This window comes from Microbacterium sp. TWP3-1-2b2 (assembly GCF_049896145.1).
Classification (GTDB): Bacteria; Actinomycetota; Actinomycetes; order Actinomycetales; family Microbacteriaceae; genus Microbacterium.
In genome coordinates, this window is record NZ_JAFCTS010000001.1 from 2,854,027 (window position 1) to 2,869,378 (window position 15,352).

Consider the following 15,352-nt stretch of genomic DNA (forward strand, 5'->3'; position numbering starts at 1 on the left):
GAATCGATTCGATAAACTGGATGCTTCGCCGGTTCTCGGCATCCGATCCCCCATCCTCCCCGCGTTCCGGAAGCTCTTCTCCGCATGGCCACCTCCCTTACCACGGGCCGCCCCTGGCGTGTCATCCTGTCGTTCTCCGTTCCGTTGCTCATCGGCAACGTCGTGCAGCAGCTCTACCAGGTCGTCGACACGATCGTCGTCGGACGTGAGCTCGGCGTGAACTCGCTCGCCGCCGTCGGCGCGACCGGCAGCCTGCTGTTCCTGCTGCTCGGCTTCGCCTGGGGCATGACGAGCGGATTCGCGATCCCGACGGCGCAGGCGTTCGGCGCACGGGATCAGGGTGCCGTTCGGCGCTCTGTGGCGACCGGAACAGTGCTCGCCGCGATCGCCAGTGTGATCATCACGGTTGCGGGCCCGCTGCTCGCCGAACCCGTGCTGGTGCTCATGCAGACGCCGCCCGAACTGCTCGCAGAAGCGGTGCTGTTCACGCAGATCAGCTTCCTCGGCGGTGGCGCGACGATGTTCTTCAACTACTTCTCGGCGATCATCCGTGCGATCGGAGACTCGAAGACGCCGCTCGTGTTCCTCACGATCGCGTGCGCGCTCAACGTCGTGCTCGTCATCGTGCTCGTCGGCCCCGTGGGCTGGGGCGTGGCAGGGGCCGCGCTGGCGACGGTCGTCTCGCAGGCGATCTCGGTGCTGCTGTGCCTCGTGTTCGTCAAGCTGCGGATGCCGGCACTGCACGTGCACCGCGCCGACTGGCGGATCAGCCGTGCCGATCTCGCCGAGCATCTGCGCCTCGGTCTGCCGATGGGCTTCCAGGCGTCGATCATCGCGATCGGCACACTGGTGGTCCAGGTCGCCCTGAACATGCTCGGCGCTGACGCGGTTGCGGCGTACACCACGGCATCCCGCGTCGACAGTCTCGCCACCGCGCTGCTGGCATCCCTGGGACTCGCCGTCTCGATGTACGTCGCGCAGAACTTCGGCGGGCGGCGCCCCGATCGCATCCGCGCCGGCGTCGTGCAGGCGACATGGATGGCGCTGATCGCGTCGCTCGTGCTGGGTGCGGTACTGATCGCGTTCGGAACCCACGTGGTCCGGCTGTTCGTCGGCGACGGTTCGGACGAGGTCGTGGAGCTCGCCCACCTCATGCTCATCATCAACGGTGCGACGTACATGCTGCTCGGCGTGCTGTTCGTGCTGCGCGGCGCGCTGCAGGGGCTCGGCCAGGCGCTGATCCCCACGATCACCGGCATCGTCGAACTGGTGATGCGCGTGGGTGCGGCAGTCGCGCTGGGAGCCGTGCTCGGCTTCGGGGGTGTCGCCGCGAGCAATCCGCTGGCCTGGGTCGGAGCGGTCGTGATCCTGATCCCGGCGTACATGCGGGCGCACCGTGCCCTGGCGCGCATGCCGATCGACCCGGACGAGCTCACCCTCACCACGCCGATCGCGATCGTCGGCCCCGACAACAGCTCTCTGAACGTGGATGCCGTGGTGACGGCGTCCGTGCCGATCATCGTGCAGCGCCGGTGGAAGAAGCTGCTGCGGCGCTAGTCGTCACGAGTCGTCGAGTGACCGGAGCGAGACGAAGCCGCTGGTACTGGGTCCGCTACCCGAGCACGCCGCGGCCGTCGCGCAGTTCGAAGACCAGCTGCGTCTCGGTGCCGCGCACGACGGGGTGCACGGTGATCTGCTCCAGGACGATGTCGCGGAGGGCCGTGGCATCCTGCACCGCGACATGCACGAGGAAGTCGTCGACACCGGCGACGTGGAACACCTGAAGAACGCGCGGCGTCGCTGCGAGTGCATCGAAGAGCGCGTTGACCTTCTCGCCGGTGTGGTTGGCGAGTCGCACCTTGATGATGGCCGCCAGCGGGTAGCCGAGCGCGGCAGCATCGAGCCTGACACGAGTGTCGCGTACGACTCCGCGATCCCGCAGACTTCGCACCCGATGCGCACACGTGGATTCCGCCAGCCCCAACTGCTGCGCGAGGGCCTTGTTGGTGAGGTCGGCGCGGGCGCTGAGCGCCGCGAGGATCTCCAGGTCGAGCTCGTCGAGTTGTGCTTTCGCCAATGTCGTCCCTCCCGAGTCGATTCCGGTTGCGGAAGAATGCAGATCGCGCCGCATCCGCGGCGGATCCAGTTGAATTCTCCCATTCTGATTGCGAATCCGGCAACGTGGAAGCATGAGCGACTCGAGTCTGCATCCCGACACCATCGCCGTCCACAGCGGCCGAGCAGACCTCGCCGAGCTCGGCGTCCATGCCCTGCCGATCGACCTGTCGACGACCAATCCGCTACCGGACGTCGAACGCGGCGGTGATTCCTATGAGGCGATGGCGACCGGCGGTCGCCCGCCCGCCGACGGCAGCATGGTCTACGCGCGACTGTGGAATCCGACAGTCGCGCGCTTCGAGGACGCGCTCGCCGAGATGGAGCACGCCGAAGCAGCTGTCGCGTTCTCGTCGGGCATGGCGGCGATGACCGCGGTCATCCTCGCGCAGACGGCATCCACCGGCCGTCGCCATGTCGTAGGGGCGCGTCCGCTGTACGGCGGCACCGATCATCTGCTCGGCTCCGGCCTTCTGGGCGTCGAGACCACGTACTGTCACGCATCGGAGGTGCGCTCGGCGATGCGCCACGACACCGGGCTCGTCGTCGTGGAGACTCCGGCCAACCCGACGCTCGAGCTGGTCGACATCGAAGAGATCGTGACTGCGGCTGGGGGTGTTCCTGTGGTGGTCGACAACACGTTCGCAACCCCCGTGCTGCAGAATCCGCTCGACCACGGTGCCGCGATGTCGCTGCACAGCGCGACCAAGTACCTCGGCGGGCACGGGGATGTGATCGCCGGCGTCGTCGCATGCAGCGAAGAGACCGCCGAGGCGCTGCGCCGGGTGCGTGCCGTGACGGGTGGGCTGCTGCATCCGCTCGGGGCATATCTGCTGCACCGCGGCCTCACCACGTTGCCGGTTCGGATGCGGCAGCAGCAGGAGAACGCGCGGCAGATCGTGCAGTGGCTGATCGACCGGCCTGAGGTCGACGAGGTGTTCTTCCCCGGACTCGACGGCGACCCGCAGGGAATCCTTCAACGTCAGATGCGCGGTACAGGCGCGATGATCGCGATGCGCCTCAGCGGCGGGTACGCCGCCGCGAGTGCCGTGGCTTCGACAGTGACGCTGTTCACCCATGCGGTGTCACTGGGCGGCGTCGATTCCCTGATCCAGCATCCGGCTGCGCTCACCCACCGTCCCGTACCGGCCGACGCGCGCCCTGATGCCGATGTGCTGAGACTGTCGATCGGGTTGGAGAACGCGGCTGATCTGATCGCCGACCTGGAGCAGGCGTTCCAAGCCCCGGCCGTTCAGAACCCCTCGCACCTGGTCGCAGCAGGATCCGAAGCCGCCCAACTCTGGTCGATCTGAGCGGTCGGCCCCGCATAACTCCGGAGAATCTGCGCGGTGCGGCATCATCGCCCGCGTTCCAGGCGCTCTACGGCGAATTTCTCCGGAGTTATGCGGCCACGCCCGTCGGTATCCGTCGCCGCAGGCGCTTGCCGATCACACCCTGACGCGGGCTGAACAAGTACACCAGTGCGAACACGCAGCCCTGCACGACGACGACGAGCCCGCCGGATGCCGCGTCGATCCAGTAGCTGAGATAGATCCCGATCACGCTGCACAACGCCGACATGACGGGCGCGATCACCAGCATCCGGCCGAAGCGATCCGTCAGCAGATATGCGGTGGCGCCGGGGATGATGAGCATCGCCACGACCAGAACGACGCCGACCACCTGCAGGGCGACGACCGAGGTCAGCGCGAGTACGCCGAGCAGCAGGGCGCCGAGCATGCGGGGTGAGAGGCCGATCGCGAACGCGTGCGTCGGGTCGAACGCGTACAGGGTGAGGTCGCGGCGCTTGACGATCAGCACACCGAACGCCACTGCGGCGAGGATTCCGATCTGCAGCAGGTCGCCCTCTGAGACGCCGAGGATGTTGCCGAAGATGATGTGGTTGAGGTCGGTCTGACTCGGAGTGACCGAGATCAGGACGAGTCCAAGGGCGAACAGCGTCGTGAAGACGATGCCTATCGCCGCATCCTCCTTGACCCTGCTCGTGCCGCGGATGAGGCCGATGAGCCCGACGGCGAGAAGCCCGAAGACCAGCGCCCCCAACGCGAAGGGCGCTCCGAAGATGTATGCGAGCACTACCCCTGGCAGCACCGCGTGCGATACGGCGTCGCCCATCAGTGACCATCCCACCAGCACCAGCCAGCACGACAGCACCGCGCACACGACTGCCGCGATGGCGGTCGTGATGAGCGCCCGCACCATGAAGTCATACTGCAGCGGCTCGAGGATCCAGTCCCAGATCATGGCGAACCCTCCGAGTCGGGGTCGCTCTCCAGCCCGAACGCGCGCGCGAGATTGCCGGGCTCGAGCGCCTCGGTCACCGAACCGTGGAACAGCACCCGGCGCAGCAGCAGGACCGCCTCGTCCGCGAGAGAGGGCAGCGCATGCAGGTCGTGCGTCGAGACGAGCACCGTGTCACCGGATGCCGCGAGCTCGCGCAGCAGCCTCACGATCGTGGCTTCGCTGCGCTTGTCCACCCCGGCGAACGGCTCGTCGAGCAGCAGGATGCCGGCGCCCTGGGCGATACCGCGGGCGACGAATGCGCGCTTGCGCTGCCCTCCGGAGAGCTGCCCGATCTGCCGCTCGGCGAGGTCGGTGAGCTCCACCCTCTCCAGTGCCTCATCGACTGCGTGCTTGTCCGCAGCCCGCGCTCGCCGCAGCGGGCCCTGAAGGCCGTAGCGGCCCATCATCACGACATCACGCACCGAGACGGGAAAGGTCCAGTCGACGTCCTCGCTCTGCGGCACGTAGCCGATCAGTCCGCGTCGACGAGCGGATGCCGGATCCGCCCCCTCAAGACGCACCTGTCCTGAGGTCGGTCGTACGAGACCGATGATCGTCTTGAACAGCGTCGACTTGCCCGATCCGTTCATGCCGATCAGGCCTGTCACGCGTCCTGGTTGCACTGTGAGGGAGACATCGTCCAGTGCGAGCACGTCCGAGTATCTGACGGTGAGGTCGCTGACGTCGATCGAGCTCACGATCCGCCCCCCGTCAGCCCGGCGACGATCACGTCGGCGTCGTGCCGGATCAGGTCGAGATACGTGGGCACAGGGCCGTCGGCCTCGGACAGCGAGTCCACGTAGAGCGTGCCGCCGAAAGTGACATCCGTCGCCTCGACGACCTGCTGCATCGCCTTGTCCGACACGGTCGATTCGCAGAACACCGCCGGTACCTCGTTGTCGTCCACGAACTCGATCGTCGCCGCGATCTGACGCGGCGTCGCCTGCTGTTCGGCGTTCACGGCCCAGATGTAGGCCTCGGTGAGGCCGGCGTCGCGAGCGAGGTACGAGAAGGCGCCCTCGCAGGTGACGAGTGCCCGTTCGTTCTCCGGCAGAGCGGCGAGATCCGCCGCGAGCTCGTCCTGCACCTGCTGCAGCTCGGCCTTGTACTCCTCGGCGTTCGCGGCGAAGTCATCGGCGTGTGCGGGATCGAGATCGCTGAACGCCGTGACCATGTTGTCCACGTAGACCAGCGCATTCGACGGACTCATCCACGCGTGCGGGTTGGGCTTGCCTTCGTACGCGTCCTCGGTGATGTCGATCACGTCGATGCCGTCCGAGACCACCACGTGCGGCACATCGACCGAGTCGACGAACTGGGCGAACCACACCTCGAGATTCAGCCCGTTGTCGAGGATCAGGTCGGCATCCGCGGCTTTGCGCACGTCGCCGGGCGTCGGCTCGTAGCCATGGATCTCGGCACCCGGTTTCGTGATCGACTCGACGCGCAGGTGTTCGCCAGCGATGTTCTCGGCGATGTCGGACAGCACTGTGAAGGTGGTCAGAACCACAGGGCGGTCATCGCCGATGACGGCATCCGGCCCCGCGCATCCCGAGAGCGCGACCGCGCCAGCGACGAACCCCGCGAGGGCGACGGCCGCGACAGCGCGGAGATTTTTAGGCACACCGAAAACGTACCTTTTAGGCGCACCGAAAACAACCGCTGACGCCGACGTCGGAGCGGAATCGGCGCCGGATGGTTCTGCCGTGGGCAGAGCCGCCGAGAGCAGATTCCCGACCGCCCGCTTCGCAGGCCGCGCAGGCTGAACGCATGAGCGAAGAGAACCCCCTTCCGCAGTTCGGCCCTGAGGCCAGACGCGCACTGTTCCACGACCGCATCCTGGTGCTCGACGGAGCCCTCGACGACGACAACGGCACGTTGCTGATGACGCAGCTGCTGACGTTGTCGGCCGAGGATCCCGTCGCCGACATCGCCTTGTGGATCCACTCGCCCGGCGGCTCGGTGCCCTCGATGCTGGCGATCCGCGACATCATGCGCCTCATCCCGAACGATGTGGCCACCCTCGCACTCGGGACCGCTGCCAGCGCGGGGCAGTTCCTGCTCTCCGCCGGAACGAAGGGCAAGCGCAGAGCTCTGCCTCACGCGCGCATCCTCATGCATCAGGGCTCGGCAGGAATCGGCGGTTCCGCCGTCGAGATCGAGGTGCAGGCCGACGACCTGCGGCAGATGCGCGACACCGTGCTGGGGCTGATCTCCGAAGACACCGGCCAGCCGGCCGAGCGCATCTTCGAGGACTCGCTGCACGACCGCTGGTACACGACCGCACAGGCAGAGGAGTACGGATTCATCGACGCGATCGTCTCGTCGATCGCAGAGGTCATGCCGCGCCGTAGGGCGCGGGTCGGGTTGGGGACGGATGCCACGACATCCGCCCAGGAAGGAGCGAAGTCATGAGCAGCTACACGATCCCGAACGTCATCGCCCAGCATCCGCGCGGTGAGCGCGTCATGGATGTCTACTCGCACCTTCTGGCCGAGAGGGTGATCTACCTCGGCACCGGGATCGACGCCGGCGTCGCGAACGCACTGATCGCGCAGCTGTTGCATCTCGACGCCGACAGCCCGGAGACCGGTATCCAGTTCTACATCAACAGCGAAGGCGGCGACCCCGGTGCGGCGCTGGCGATCTACGACACGCTGCAGCACATTCGCCCGAGCGTCGCGACGACGGTCGTCGGCCAGGCCATCGGGCCTGCGGCCCTCCTCGTCGCCGCCGGCGCGCAAGGCCAGCGAGCGGCGTTGACCCATGCGCGGATCGTGCTGCACCAGCCGGCAGGGCAGTCGCGCGGGGCGATTCCCGACCTCATCCTCGCGGCGGATGAGGTTGTCAGGGTGCGCGCCGACATGGAGGCCGTGCTCGCCCGGCACACCGGCCGTACCGTCGAGGCGCTGCGCGCCGACACCGACAGGGACCGCGTGTTCACGGCATCCGCCGCGTTGGACTACGGCCTGATCGACACCGTGCTGGGTGAGCGGGGCTAAGGCCCTGCTCTACCCCCGGCGCTCGGTGCCGCGCCGCGACCTGAGGCTCGCGATGAGCAGCAGTGTGGCGGGAATCAGCAGCAGCAGGAATCCGCTCGGGCCGACCATCCATATGCACAGGAGTGCCCAGGTGCCGAGTATGAGCGAGACGTAGAGCGGCGCGGTGTCGCCGCGTCGGCCGGCACGCAGGAGGAGAAGCGCGAGGAGCACTCCGGGAACGACGAAGCCGCCTGGGAGTCCCCAGAACTGCACCGCCGCGTCCAACGGCAACTGAGTGGTTCGGAATGGTCCGGCCATCCATGCGCCCCACCATGGGTGCAGAGCGAACGCCACGGTGTGAAGAGCCGAGATCGTCAGCAGCGCGATCGCGGCTGAGACAGTGAGCCGGTCGGGACGGACGGATGCTCCGTCGCGATGCGCGGCGTCGGCGACGGTGTACGAAGCGGAGGACGGGATGGATGCGGCGGTGTCGGGATGTGTCATGCCTCCATCGTGAGGCGGCTCCAGGCCCCGGCCATCCCCCCGAGGGGCGAACCGGCTCGCCCGAGCGGGTGAGGTGCGCGCCGGTTGCGGGACGCGCGTCGTCAGTGAGAACGAGCGTCAGGCGGCGAGGGCGAACGCTCCGCGAGCACCAGCGGACACGACGGCCGATGCCGGTGCCGAGGTCATGCGCAGCTCGTCCGCGACGCTGCTGGCGAGTTCGATGAGCGTCGTGTCGAGAGCCCCGGCCACCGCGGCGATCATCTCGCTCGACGGCTCCTTCAGCCCGCGCTCGATCTCGGAGAGGTACTGCGGTGAGACGCCGGCCTTGTCGGCAGTCTCGGTGAGGGTCTCTTCACGCTCATGCCGGCGGCGACGGAGCTGATCTCCGAGCAGGTGGCGCCAGAGCGGCTCCGGTCCGTTCTGCGGGCGCGGTCCGCGAGGCGGGTGAGGCGTACGGGGGAAGGGGACGATCTCGGCCATGGTTCACGGTAACTCCGCCGTGCGCCGGTGTCACCGTTGTTCTGCTCAGAGCAGAAAGCGACAGCCTCTGCGTGCCCGGCGGATGGGAGCACCGGCGCCGGTGCGGATCCGGAACTCAGGCGGAAGGGAGACTGATCGTTCCGGTGCCGGGGTGCTCGTGCGGCATGCGGTCGCGGTCATAGGTGATGTTCGAGTAGCCATGCGGCACGGGATGCCCGTCTTCACCGAGACTGACGAAGACGATCTTCTCGATCGTGAGGATGCGCTTGCGCGTGATCATGTTGCGCACCACTGCGCGCATCGTCAGGGAGGTGCGCCCGAAATGCGTCGCGGTCAGGCCCATCTCGATGAGATCTCCCTGCAGGGCGGATGCCTCGAAGTTGATCTCCGAGATGAGCTTCGTCACGACGCGGTAGTTGCCGAGCTGCACGATCGCGTAGATCGCCGCCTCCTCGTCGATCCACTTCAGCAGGCTTCCGCCGAACAGCGACCCGTTCGCGTTCAGATCCTCCGGGCGCACCCACTTGCGGGTGTGGAAGTTGATGCCGTCGTCAGAGGGGTTCCAACCGGATGCGTGCTTTGCCATTCCTCAAGCGTAAGAGCCCGATGATTCGGGAATGTTTCGTCCGGGCGCACCGGCACCTCCGCCACCGCATCCGTCGCCGACCAGCCGGCGAGTACCGCGACCACCGCCCGGCTTGCGGCCGGGAACTCACCCACCTAACCCGCGAGCTGCTCGGCGAGGAAGGCGGCCTGCTTCTGCCACTGCACACCCTGCCCGCCCTCGTGCTCGTTGAATGCGTACTCGGCGATCTCCGCCACGCCGCCCCAACTGTTGCGTGCGGCGAAGACCGTCGACGGCGGGCACACCGGATCCATCAGGGCGACCGAGAAGAGCGCAGGGGCGGTGGCCCGACGTGCGAGGTTCACGCCGTCGAAGTACGAAAGGGTCTCGAAAACGCGATCCTCCATCCCGCGGTGGACCGACAGATAGCGGGCGATCTCGTTATACGGGTCGCGCCCGGTGAAGCCCACCGCGCGCTCGAACTGGCACAGGAACGGAACATCGGGCATCGCCGCGATGAGTCCGGCGGAAAGCCCGGCAGCGGCGATCGCGATCCCGCCGCCCTGGCTTCCGCCGCACACGGCGACGCGTGCCGCATCGACCCGATCCAGCGAACGGACCGCGTCGATGGCGAGCACGGCGTCCGTGTAGACGCGTCGGTAGTAGTAGCTGCTCTGGTCTTCGATCCCACGGGTCATGAACCCGGAGACGGCCGGGCCTGAGCCATGCGGATCGGGTGTGACGCCACCAGTGCCGCCGTTGCTGCCCTGCCCGCGGGTGTCCATGAAGAAGTGCGCATACCCGGACGAGGCCCATCCCAACCGTTCATGCGGCAGGCCGCGTCCTCCGCCGTAGCCGTTGAACTCCACCACCGCGGGCAATGGCTCATCGGTGTCGGCCGGTAACAGCAGCCATCCGCCCACCGGGTCGCCGCCGAAGCCGCTGAAGGTCACGTCGTACACCTCGACCGACTGCAAGGGGGAGTCGATGCGGCGCAACTGGATCGGCTCTGCCGCCGCACGCGATTCCTCGAGAGTCTGCTCCCAGAAGTCGTCGAAGTCTGCGGGCTCCGCGACGTCGGGGCGATAGGAGCGGAGCTCCTCCACTGGCAGGTCGAAACGCGGCATCGCGGCATCCTTCTCTCGGGGGTCGGCGGCAGTTTATCCGCGCAGATGGCCGATGCCGCAACGGCGCACCAACGTGCGCGCCCGCATGAGCATCTCGCGGTTCCGCAGGACAGGCGAACTCATTAGGCTGAGTAACGAGTTCGCAGCTCGACTCCCTCCCCCAGAAATTGCAAGCCGTCACCTTTCTTCTCTGACGATCTGCGTCGTGAAGGCCGCCCGGTGAGCACCCTCCAGAAAGGCCCCCCTGTGAGCAACTCCGCCGAGAACAACGTCGACGAGCATGGGGCCGACTTCTTCGATCAACTGGCTCAGGGCCAGCCCAGGGAACAGGGCACCTTCACGATCGGCTTCCGCGGGTACGACCGCGGCGAGGTCGATGCCGCACTCGCCGGATTGCGGATGCAGGTGCAGCGAGCGGATGCGGAACTGGCCGAGGCTCGCGCTGGCGTGAGTCGGGACGTCGAATCGGTGCGATCCGAGGTCGAGTCTGCGCTCGCCGAGAGCGAGGCCCGCATCGCGGAGCTCGAGGCGCAGAACGAAGAGCGCGTCGCCGCGCTGGAAGCAGACCTCGCCGCCGCCCGTGCGCAGGCCGATGACGCAGAGCAGCAGGTCGCGACGCTGACGAGCGAACTCGTCGATGCGCCCAAGACCGGAGCGGACACCGAGGGCTCGCGCCTGCAGTTCGAGGCCGTGCTGAGAGTCGCCGAAGAGCAGGCGACGGTACTGATCCAGAACGCGGCAGTGCAGGCCGAGCGTCTGCTGGAGGCCGCCCGCGAGGAGGCGGAGTCGCGTCGGGTCGAGCTCGCCGCCGAGGTCGATCGCATCACCGCGCAGGCGCAGCATGACGCCGATCAGGTGCGTCTGCGCATCGACACCGAGTACACGGCGCACGAGGCGACCATCCAGCGCGAGGCAGCCCACGCGTCGGAGAAGGTCATCCAGGCCGAGCAGGAGGCCGCGACCGTTCGCACCGAGGCCGAGAAGGGCTCGGCGGCGCTGCGCTCCATGGTCACCCGCGAGACGAGCCAGCAGCGTTCGGATGCTGAGCGCGAGGTGCGCGAGATGAATGCTCGGGTGCTGGAGTTCGAGGAGACCCTGACACGTCGGCAGGACGACGCGCAGCAGGAGTTCCTGCTGCTGCACAACCAGGCCGTCGCCCACGCGGAGCGCATCACGACCGACGCGAACGAGCAGGTCGCGGCATCCCTTGAGCACTCCAAGCGCATCTCCGCGAAGGCCGACGACTACGAGCGTCTGATGCGCTCGCAGGCTCAGGCCATCGAGGCCGACGCGCAGGTGCGCGCCCGCGAGACGCTGGAGCGCGCACGCGTGAAGGCGCAGAAGATCGTCAGCACCGTCACCGGTCACACGACCGAGGTGCTGCGCGACGCCGAGGACCGCACACGTCAGCTGCGCTGGCAGCAGCAGCAGCTCAACAGTTTCATGGCCGAGGTGCGCGAGCTCATCCGCCCCGACGGGGTGCTCGGGTCGGATGCCGCCGACGAGGACGAAGCGGAAGACGCGGACGACATCGATGTGCTCGAAGAGGGCGACGAGGTCATCGAGCTGGTTCCCGACGTCGAAGAGGATGAGCTCGACGACGACGACGACGCATCCGACGACGAAGAGGACGAAGCAGTCAAGAACTGACTCCTCTCCGAGGCCGAACACTCCCGGACGCCCGTCGCGTCTTGCGCGTCAAAGGAGGAAAGTGCCGGTTCCCGACGTGCAGGACCGACACTTTCCTCCTTTCATCGCGTCGTCGCAGGGCGCGGCTCAGGCAGGAACCCTGTCGAGGAAGCCGACCACGGTACGGATGCGTCCGTCCTCGTCCTCGGTGATGACGTCGAAGCCGATGATGATCGGTTCTTCATCCGCGGGCCCGAGCCCCCACTGAAAGCGCGTCTGCGCGTGATGGCTGTCCGGCTCGGCCACCTGGCTGAACACGAAGTCGGGGAACTGCGCGTGGACCGCCTCGATGACACTGCCGATGCTCTCGCGTCCGGCGACCTCCGCCAGCGGGTCTACGTACGTCGCGTCTGCAGACCAGTGCCGCTCGAGGAGCGCTTTCTTGTCTGCATCCGTCCGTGCGTTCCACGTGTCGAGATATGCGTTCACGATGTCGTTCATGGTGTGACTCCTATCGGTGTTGTGATGTCCACAGTCGATCGCATCGAGGTCATCGCGTCGATTACCCCTGAGGTAATCGGTAGGGAACACGGAGTGGCTAGGGTCGGAGGCATGACGATGAAGGTGCAGGATGACGCCCCGGTCGGCGCGCTTCTCAAGAGATGGCGCGAGCGTCGACGACTGACGCAGATGCAGCTCGCGCTGGACACCGAGGTTTCAGCCAGACATCTGAGCTTCGTGGAGACGGGCCGATCCCGACCGACGCCGAACATGATCGATCGTCTCGCGGCGTCATTGGAGGTGCCGCTGCGAGAGCGGAACGAACTGTTCCTGGCCGCCGGATACGCACCGCAGTACCTGGAGCGGGACCTTCGATCGCCCGAACTGCATGCGATCGCCGACGCCTTTCGCGTGCTTCTCGACGCCCACATGCCCCATCCCGCCCTGGTCCTCGATCGATGGTGGAATGTGGTGGATCGCAACGCCGCCACCGATCTGCTCCTCGCCGGATGCGCCGATCACTTGCTCGAGCCGCCGGTGAACGCGGTCCGGCTGTCGTTGCACCCGGACGGGTTGGCGCCGCGCATCCGCAACCTCGGGCAGTGGAGGTCGTTCCTGCTCGGCCAGGTGCGGCATCGATTCGAGCGCACCGCCGACCCGCAACTGGGTGAGCTGCTCGAAGAGGCGGGCCGCTACCCTGGACCGGACGCGGAACGCGCCGCGCCGCGTGATGTCGTCGTGCCGTTGCGATTGAGCGTCGGAGACGAGGAGCTGTCCTTCTTCAGCATCGCCGCGTCCGTCGTCTCCGCGATGGACGTCACGGTCGACGACCTCCACATCGAGGCGTTCTATCCGGCCGATGCCACGACGGCGGCGGCATTCACGGGGTCGGGAATGGACCCGGGGTGCTCCCGAACTGACGGAAGTCGCGGGTGATGCGTCGTAGCCTGGAAACATGTCCCATCTGGTGAGCGTGACCGAGTTGGCCGAGTTGGTACGCGACGATGCCGTGCGCGTCATCGATGTGCGCTGGCGTCTGAGCATTCCCGGCGGCCGCGCGCAGCCCGACGGGCGAGAGGAATACCTCCAGGGACACATCCCCGGAGCGGTGTTCGTCGATCTCGAGCGCGAATTGTCGCGGCACGGCCGGCCCGATGAAGGGCGGCATCCGCTGCCCTCCACCGCGCAGGTGCAGGATGCTGCGCGCCAGTGGGGTCTCGATGACGGTGACGTGGTCGTCGCCTATGACGACGCAGGCGGGCTGCCTGCGGCTCGCGCGTGGTGGTTGTTGCGACACGGTGGCGTCGATGTGAAGGTTCTCGACGGCGGTTGGCAGGCCTGGAAGGATGCCGGCGGTGACATCGAGAGCGGTTCGATGGAGTACTCGCGTGGAACGGTGACGTTGACGGATGTCGCGGGCGACAGCCTGACGATCGACGAGGCAGCGGCGTTCCCGGCATCCGGTGTGCTGCTCGATGTGCGTGCGCCTGAGCGCTTCCGAGGCGAGACAGAACCGCTCGATCCGGTCGCAGGACACATTCCCGGAGCGGTCAACCTGCCGACCGGGAAGCACGTCGCGGGCGATGGCACCCTGCTCGATCTCGAGACGCTCAAGAAGAACTTTGCGGATGCCGGCATCGACGACGGCACCCCGGTCGCGGCGTATTGCGGATCAGGCATCACCGCCGCGCACACCGCTCTGGTGCTCGCTGAAGCGGGCATCGACGCGAAGATCTTCCACGGCTCCTGGAGCCAGTGGTCGAACACCCCCGGCCGTCCGGTCGCCACGGGCGAGTAGCCACGCGCGCGCGGTCTCACGTCGCAGCGTCGCACGGCGCTTTCAAAGGAGAAAAGTACCCGCTCCCATCGTGAATGACCGGCACTTTTCTCCTTTCAAGGGGGCGCGGCCTCGATCGGGTGCGTTGGAGGCGGTCAGCAGCCGTGACGCCACGTCACTGCCGTTCGCCGTACCCCCAGCGGAGCACCAGCATCCCAGGGCCCCAGGCCTGCCGCACCTGATGGATGGTCGTCGCGCCTTCGAGGAAGAGCGGAGTCACGATCGTCTCGGTCGGCGTCTCCTCGACCTCCTCGATCCAATCGGGAAGCGCGTCTGGACTGAATCTGGTCCACAGGACCAGCTCGCGGGCTCGACGGGCGACGCCGTGGCCGGTCTCGGAGTTCGGAGGATAGCCGGGAGGGAACTCCAGCTTCCATTCCAGCATCGTGGTCTGGGCCGGCCCCAGCGGGCGTTCGAGTTCGAACATCGCACCATGCACTTCGCCGCTCGGATGCGAGTGGAGTCGTGAGATGTGACCGCCGGAGACCACGCTGAAGATGGGCGCGGGCGTGCGGACGCCGGGCGTGAGGTCGAGGTACGGCACATTGGTGATCGTGCCGGAGGTGCACTGCAGCAGCGTGCGAGTCGTGCGCGAGATCACGGACCCGTCGGCGCCCACCTCTGTCACCGCTGTGGTCGAGACATCGCGTCCGGGGTCCATGACCGGTGCCCCCAGCGCGGTGAAGGTCTCGGCAGTCGCCTGCTCCAGGCGTGCAGCCTCGAGCGGATACTGCGGGGTACCGATGGGCCCGACGCGCTGACTCGGACCGACGAGCCGGCTCAGCGCACCGGCATCCATCTGCAGCAGCGATTCGATCTCATCGACCGCCGCGAGCGATTGCGGCCCTTCCGGACGCCTGGCGCCGGAACGCCAATAGCTGAGGGTCGCCGCAGACACGGGATTGCCGCTGGCCGCCAGGCGTTCCCGCAACCATGTGAGTGTGGCACCCCGTGCCCGGATCGTCGCCCGCAATGCGGTTGCGAAGTCGGTCGCGCGCTCGGCGCTCGCTGAATCTTCTTCGTACATCACAGACCTCCCCAGGTATGTGAAGAACCAGTCGGTACCTTGAGCATAGGGCCGGTCGCAGGCACCTCGGGCCCGAGGTGCCATGCGCAGGTCACGGGGTCAGATCGTCGCAGGCGGAGCTCGCATCTGCGTCGACGCATGACCTGACGCAGTGCCCCCTGCGTGGACTGCGGGGTTCGGCGACCGTTCTGGGGACGCCGCCGAACCCCGCAGTCGCACTGCACGCCGTCGGGCGCGTGCGCTGTTCGCCCACGCGTAGACTGGACACACCACCCCGGAAGA

At 67.3% G+C, this 15,352-nt stretch carries 17 protein-coding genes; 7 read left to right on the top strand and 10 right to left on the bottom strand.

Annotation, left to right across the window (positions count from 1 at the left end; translation table 11 throughout):
• Positions 1–84 precede the first annotated feature (84 nt).
• A complete protein-coding gene (locus tag ACP7AR_RS14085) occupies positions 85–1,557 on the top strand; it encodes an MATE family efflux transporter (RefSeq protein ID WP_426187016.1) in 1,473 nt (490 codons plus the stop codon).
• Between the two features lie 55 nt (positions 1,558–1,612).
• On the opposite strand, the gene ACP7AR_RS14090 is transcribed toward ACP7AR_RS14085, so the two are convergent.
• Entirely contained in the window at positions 1,613–2,077 is a 465-nt protein-coding gene (locus ACP7AR_RS14090) for an Lrp/AsnC family transcriptional regulator (RefSeq protein ID WP_426187019.1), read from the bottom strand.
• A 112-nt stretch (positions 2,078–2,189) separates the two neighbouring features.
• On the opposite strand from ACP7AR_RS14090, the gene ACP7AR_RS14095 reads away from it, so the two are divergent.
• Entirely contained in the window at positions 2,190–3,428 is a 1,239-nt protein-coding gene (locus ACP7AR_RS14095) for a trans-sulfuration enzyme family protein (protein ID WP_426187022.1), read from the top strand.
• A gap of 88 nt (positions 3,429–3,516) precedes the next feature.
• Here the strand turns inward: ACP7AR_RS14095 and ACP7AR_RS14100 are convergent, their stop codons facing one another.
• Genes ACP7AR_RS14100 through ACP7AR_RS14110 form a run of 3 tightly spaced genes read right to left on the bottom strand, consistent with a single transcriptional unit; the run spans position 3,517 to position 6,043 of the window.
• The gene (locus ACP7AR_RS14100; protein WP_426187025.1) at positions 3,517–4,380 is read right to left on the bottom strand and encodes a metal ABC transporter permease; all 864 of its coding nucleotides are present in this window, start codon (positions 4,378–4,380) and stop codon (positions 3,517–3,519) included.
• Positions 4,377–5,120, bottom strand: a complete 744-nt coding sequence (locus ACP7AR_RS14105) for a metal ABC transporter ATP-binding protein (RefSeq protein WP_426187765.1) — start codon at positions 5,118–5,120, stop codon at positions 4,377–4,379. The genes ACP7AR_RS14100 and ACP7AR_RS14105 overlap by 4 nt, the downstream gene beginning before the upstream one ends.
• The gene (locus tag ACP7AR_RS14110; protein ID WP_426187028.1) at positions 5,114–6,043 is read right to left on the bottom strand and encodes a metal ABC transporter substrate-binding protein; all 930 of its coding nucleotides are present in this window, start codon (positions 6,041–6,043) and stop codon (positions 5,114–5,116) included. Before ACP7AR_RS14110 ends, ACP7AR_RS14105 begins: the two co-directional genes overlap by 7 nt.
• A 146-nt stretch (positions 6,044–6,189) precedes the next feature.
• Between ACP7AR_RS14110 and ACP7AR_RS14115 the strand changes: the two genes are divergently transcribed.
• On the top strand, positions 6,190–6,834 hold the full coding sequence (locus tag ACP7AR_RS14115) for a ClpP family protease (protein ID WP_426187031.1): 645 nt from the start codon (positions 6,190–6,192) through the stop codon (positions 6,832–6,834).
• Positions 6,831–7,421 carry a ClpP family protease gene (locus ACP7AR_RS14120; RefSeq protein ID WP_426187034.1) on the top strand — a complete coding sequence of 197 codons (591 nt, stop codon included), beginning with the start codon at positions 6,831–6,833 and terminating at the stop codon, positions 7,419–7,421. The genes ACP7AR_RS14115 and ACP7AR_RS14120 overlap by 4 nt, the downstream gene beginning before the upstream one ends.
• A gap of 9 nt (positions 7,422–7,430) precedes the next feature.
• On the opposite strand, the gene ACP7AR_RS14125 is transcribed toward ACP7AR_RS14120, so the two are convergent.
• From ACP7AR_RS14125 to ACP7AR_RS14140, 4 genes are all read right to left on the bottom strand, one after another.
• On the bottom strand, positions 7,431–7,904 hold the full coding sequence (locus tag ACP7AR_RS14125; RefSeq protein WP_426187037.1) for a hypothetical protein: 474 nt from the start codon (positions 7,902–7,904) through the stop codon (positions 7,431–7,433).
• A 117-nt stretch (positions 7,905–8,021) separates the two neighbouring features.
• Positions 8,022–8,384: a helix-turn-helix domain-containing protein gene (locus tag ACP7AR_RS14130; RefSeq protein WP_426187040.1), complete on the bottom strand. Its 363-nt coding sequence runs from the start codon at positions 8,382–8,384 to the stop codon at positions 8,022–8,024.
• A 115-nt stretch (positions 8,385–8,499) separates the two neighbouring features.
• Complete coding sequence (locus tag ACP7AR_RS14135; protein ID WP_426187043.1) at positions 8,500–8,970, bottom strand: acyl-CoA thioesterase; 471 nt, start codon at positions 8,968–8,970, stop codon at positions 8,500–8,502.
• Between the two features lie 134 nt (positions 8,971–9,104).
• Positions 9,105–10,076 carry an acetylxylan esterase gene (locus tag ACP7AR_RS14140; RefSeq protein WP_426187046.1) on the bottom strand — a complete coding sequence of 324 codons (972 nt, stop codon included), beginning with the start codon at positions 10,074–10,076 and terminating at the stop codon, positions 9,105–9,107.
• A 246-nt stretch (positions 10,077–10,322) separates the two neighbouring features.
• Here ACP7AR_RS14140 and ACP7AR_RS14145 point away from each other — a divergent pair, with 246 nt between their 5' ends.
• The gene (locus tag ACP7AR_RS14145; protein ID WP_426187049.1) at positions 10,323–11,726 is read left to right on the top strand and encodes a cell division initiation protein; all 1,404 of its coding nucleotides are present in this window, start codon (positions 10,323–10,325) and stop codon (positions 11,724–11,726) included.
• A gap of 126 nt (positions 11,727–11,852) precedes the next feature.
• On the opposite strand, the gene ACP7AR_RS14150 is transcribed toward ACP7AR_RS14145, so the two are convergent.
• Positions 11,853–12,206: a nuclear transport factor 2 family protein gene (locus ACP7AR_RS14150; RefSeq protein ID WP_426187052.1), complete on the bottom strand. Its 354-nt coding sequence runs from the start codon at positions 12,204–12,206 to the stop codon at positions 11,853–11,855.
• Positions 12,207–12,317: 111 nt separating this feature from the next.
• Between ACP7AR_RS14150 and ACP7AR_RS14155 the strand changes: the two genes are divergently transcribed.
• Together ACP7AR_RS14155 and ACP7AR_RS14160 are read left to right on the top strand one after the other, a co-directional pair.
• Positions 12,318–13,142: a helix-turn-helix domain-containing protein gene (locus ACP7AR_RS14155; RefSeq protein ID WP_426187055.1), complete on the top strand. Its 825-nt coding sequence runs from the start codon at positions 12,318–12,320 to the stop codon at positions 13,140–13,142.
• Positions 13,143–13,161: 19 nt separating this feature from the next.
• Positions 13,162–14,004, top strand: coding sequence for a sulfurtransferase (locus tag ACP7AR_RS14160; protein WP_426187058.1), 843 nt, complete (start codon positions 13,162–13,164; stop codon positions 14,002–14,004).
• Between the two features lie 154 nt (positions 14,005–14,158).
• Here ACP7AR_RS14160 and ACP7AR_RS14165 read toward each other — a convergent pair whose 3' ends face one another.
• Entirely contained in the window at positions 14,159–15,070 is a 912-nt protein-coding gene (locus ACP7AR_RS14165; RefSeq protein ID WP_426187061.1) for a hypothetical protein, read from the bottom strand.
• Between the last annotated feature and the right edge of the window lie 282 nt (positions 15,071–15,352).

Coding starts and splice junctions, on each gene's coding strand:
- ACP7AR_RS14165 (WP_426187061.1), bottom strand. CDS start 15,070: ATGTACGAAGAAGATTCAGCGAGCGCCGAGCGCGCGACCGACTTCGCA.
- ACP7AR_RS14085 (WP_426187016.1), top strand. CDS start 85: ATGGCCACCTCCCTTACCACGGGCCGCCCCTGGCGTGTCATCCTGTCG.
- ACP7AR_RS14135 (WP_426187043.1), bottom strand. CDS start 8,970: ATGGCAAAGCACGCATCCGGTTGGAACCCCTCTGACGACGGCATCAAC.
- ACP7AR_RS14140 (WP_426187046.1), bottom strand. CDS start 10,076: ATGCCGCGTTTCGACCTGCCAGTGGAGGAGCTCCGCTCCTATCGCCCC.
- ACP7AR_RS14155 (WP_426187055.1), top strand. CDS start 12,318: ATGACGATGAAGGTGCAGGATGACGCCCCGGTCGGCGCGCTTCTCAAG.
- ACP7AR_RS14160 (WP_426187058.1), top strand. CDS start 13,162: ATGTCCCATCTGGTGAGCGTGACCGAGTTGGCCGAGTTGGTACGCGAC.
- ACP7AR_RS14120 (WP_426187034.1), top strand. CDS start 6,831: ATGAGCAGCTACACGATCCCGAACGTCATCGCCCAGCATCCGCGCGGT.
- ACP7AR_RS14100 (WP_426187025.1), bottom strand. CDS start 4,380: ATGATCTGGGACTGGATCCTCGAGCCGCTGCAGTATGACTTCATGGTG.
- ACP7AR_RS14115 (WP_426187031.1), top strand. CDS start 6,190: ATGAGCGAAGAGAACCCCCTTCCGCAGTTCGGCCCTGAGGCCAGACGC.
- ACP7AR_RS14095 (WP_426187022.1), top strand. CDS start 2,190: ATGAGCGACTCGAGTCTGCATCCCGACACCATCGCCGTCCACAGCGGC.
- ACP7AR_RS14125 (WP_426187037.1), bottom strand. CDS start 7,904: ATGACACATCCCGACACCGCCGCATCCATCCCGTCCTCCGCTTCGTAC.
- ACP7AR_RS14130 (WP_426187040.1), bottom strand. CDS start 8,384: ATGGCCGAGATCGTCCCCTTCCCCCGTACGCCTCACCCGCCTCGCGGA.
- ACP7AR_RS14150 (WP_426187052.1), bottom strand. CDS start 12,206: ATGAACGACATCGTGAACGCATATCTCGACACGTGGAACGCACGGACG.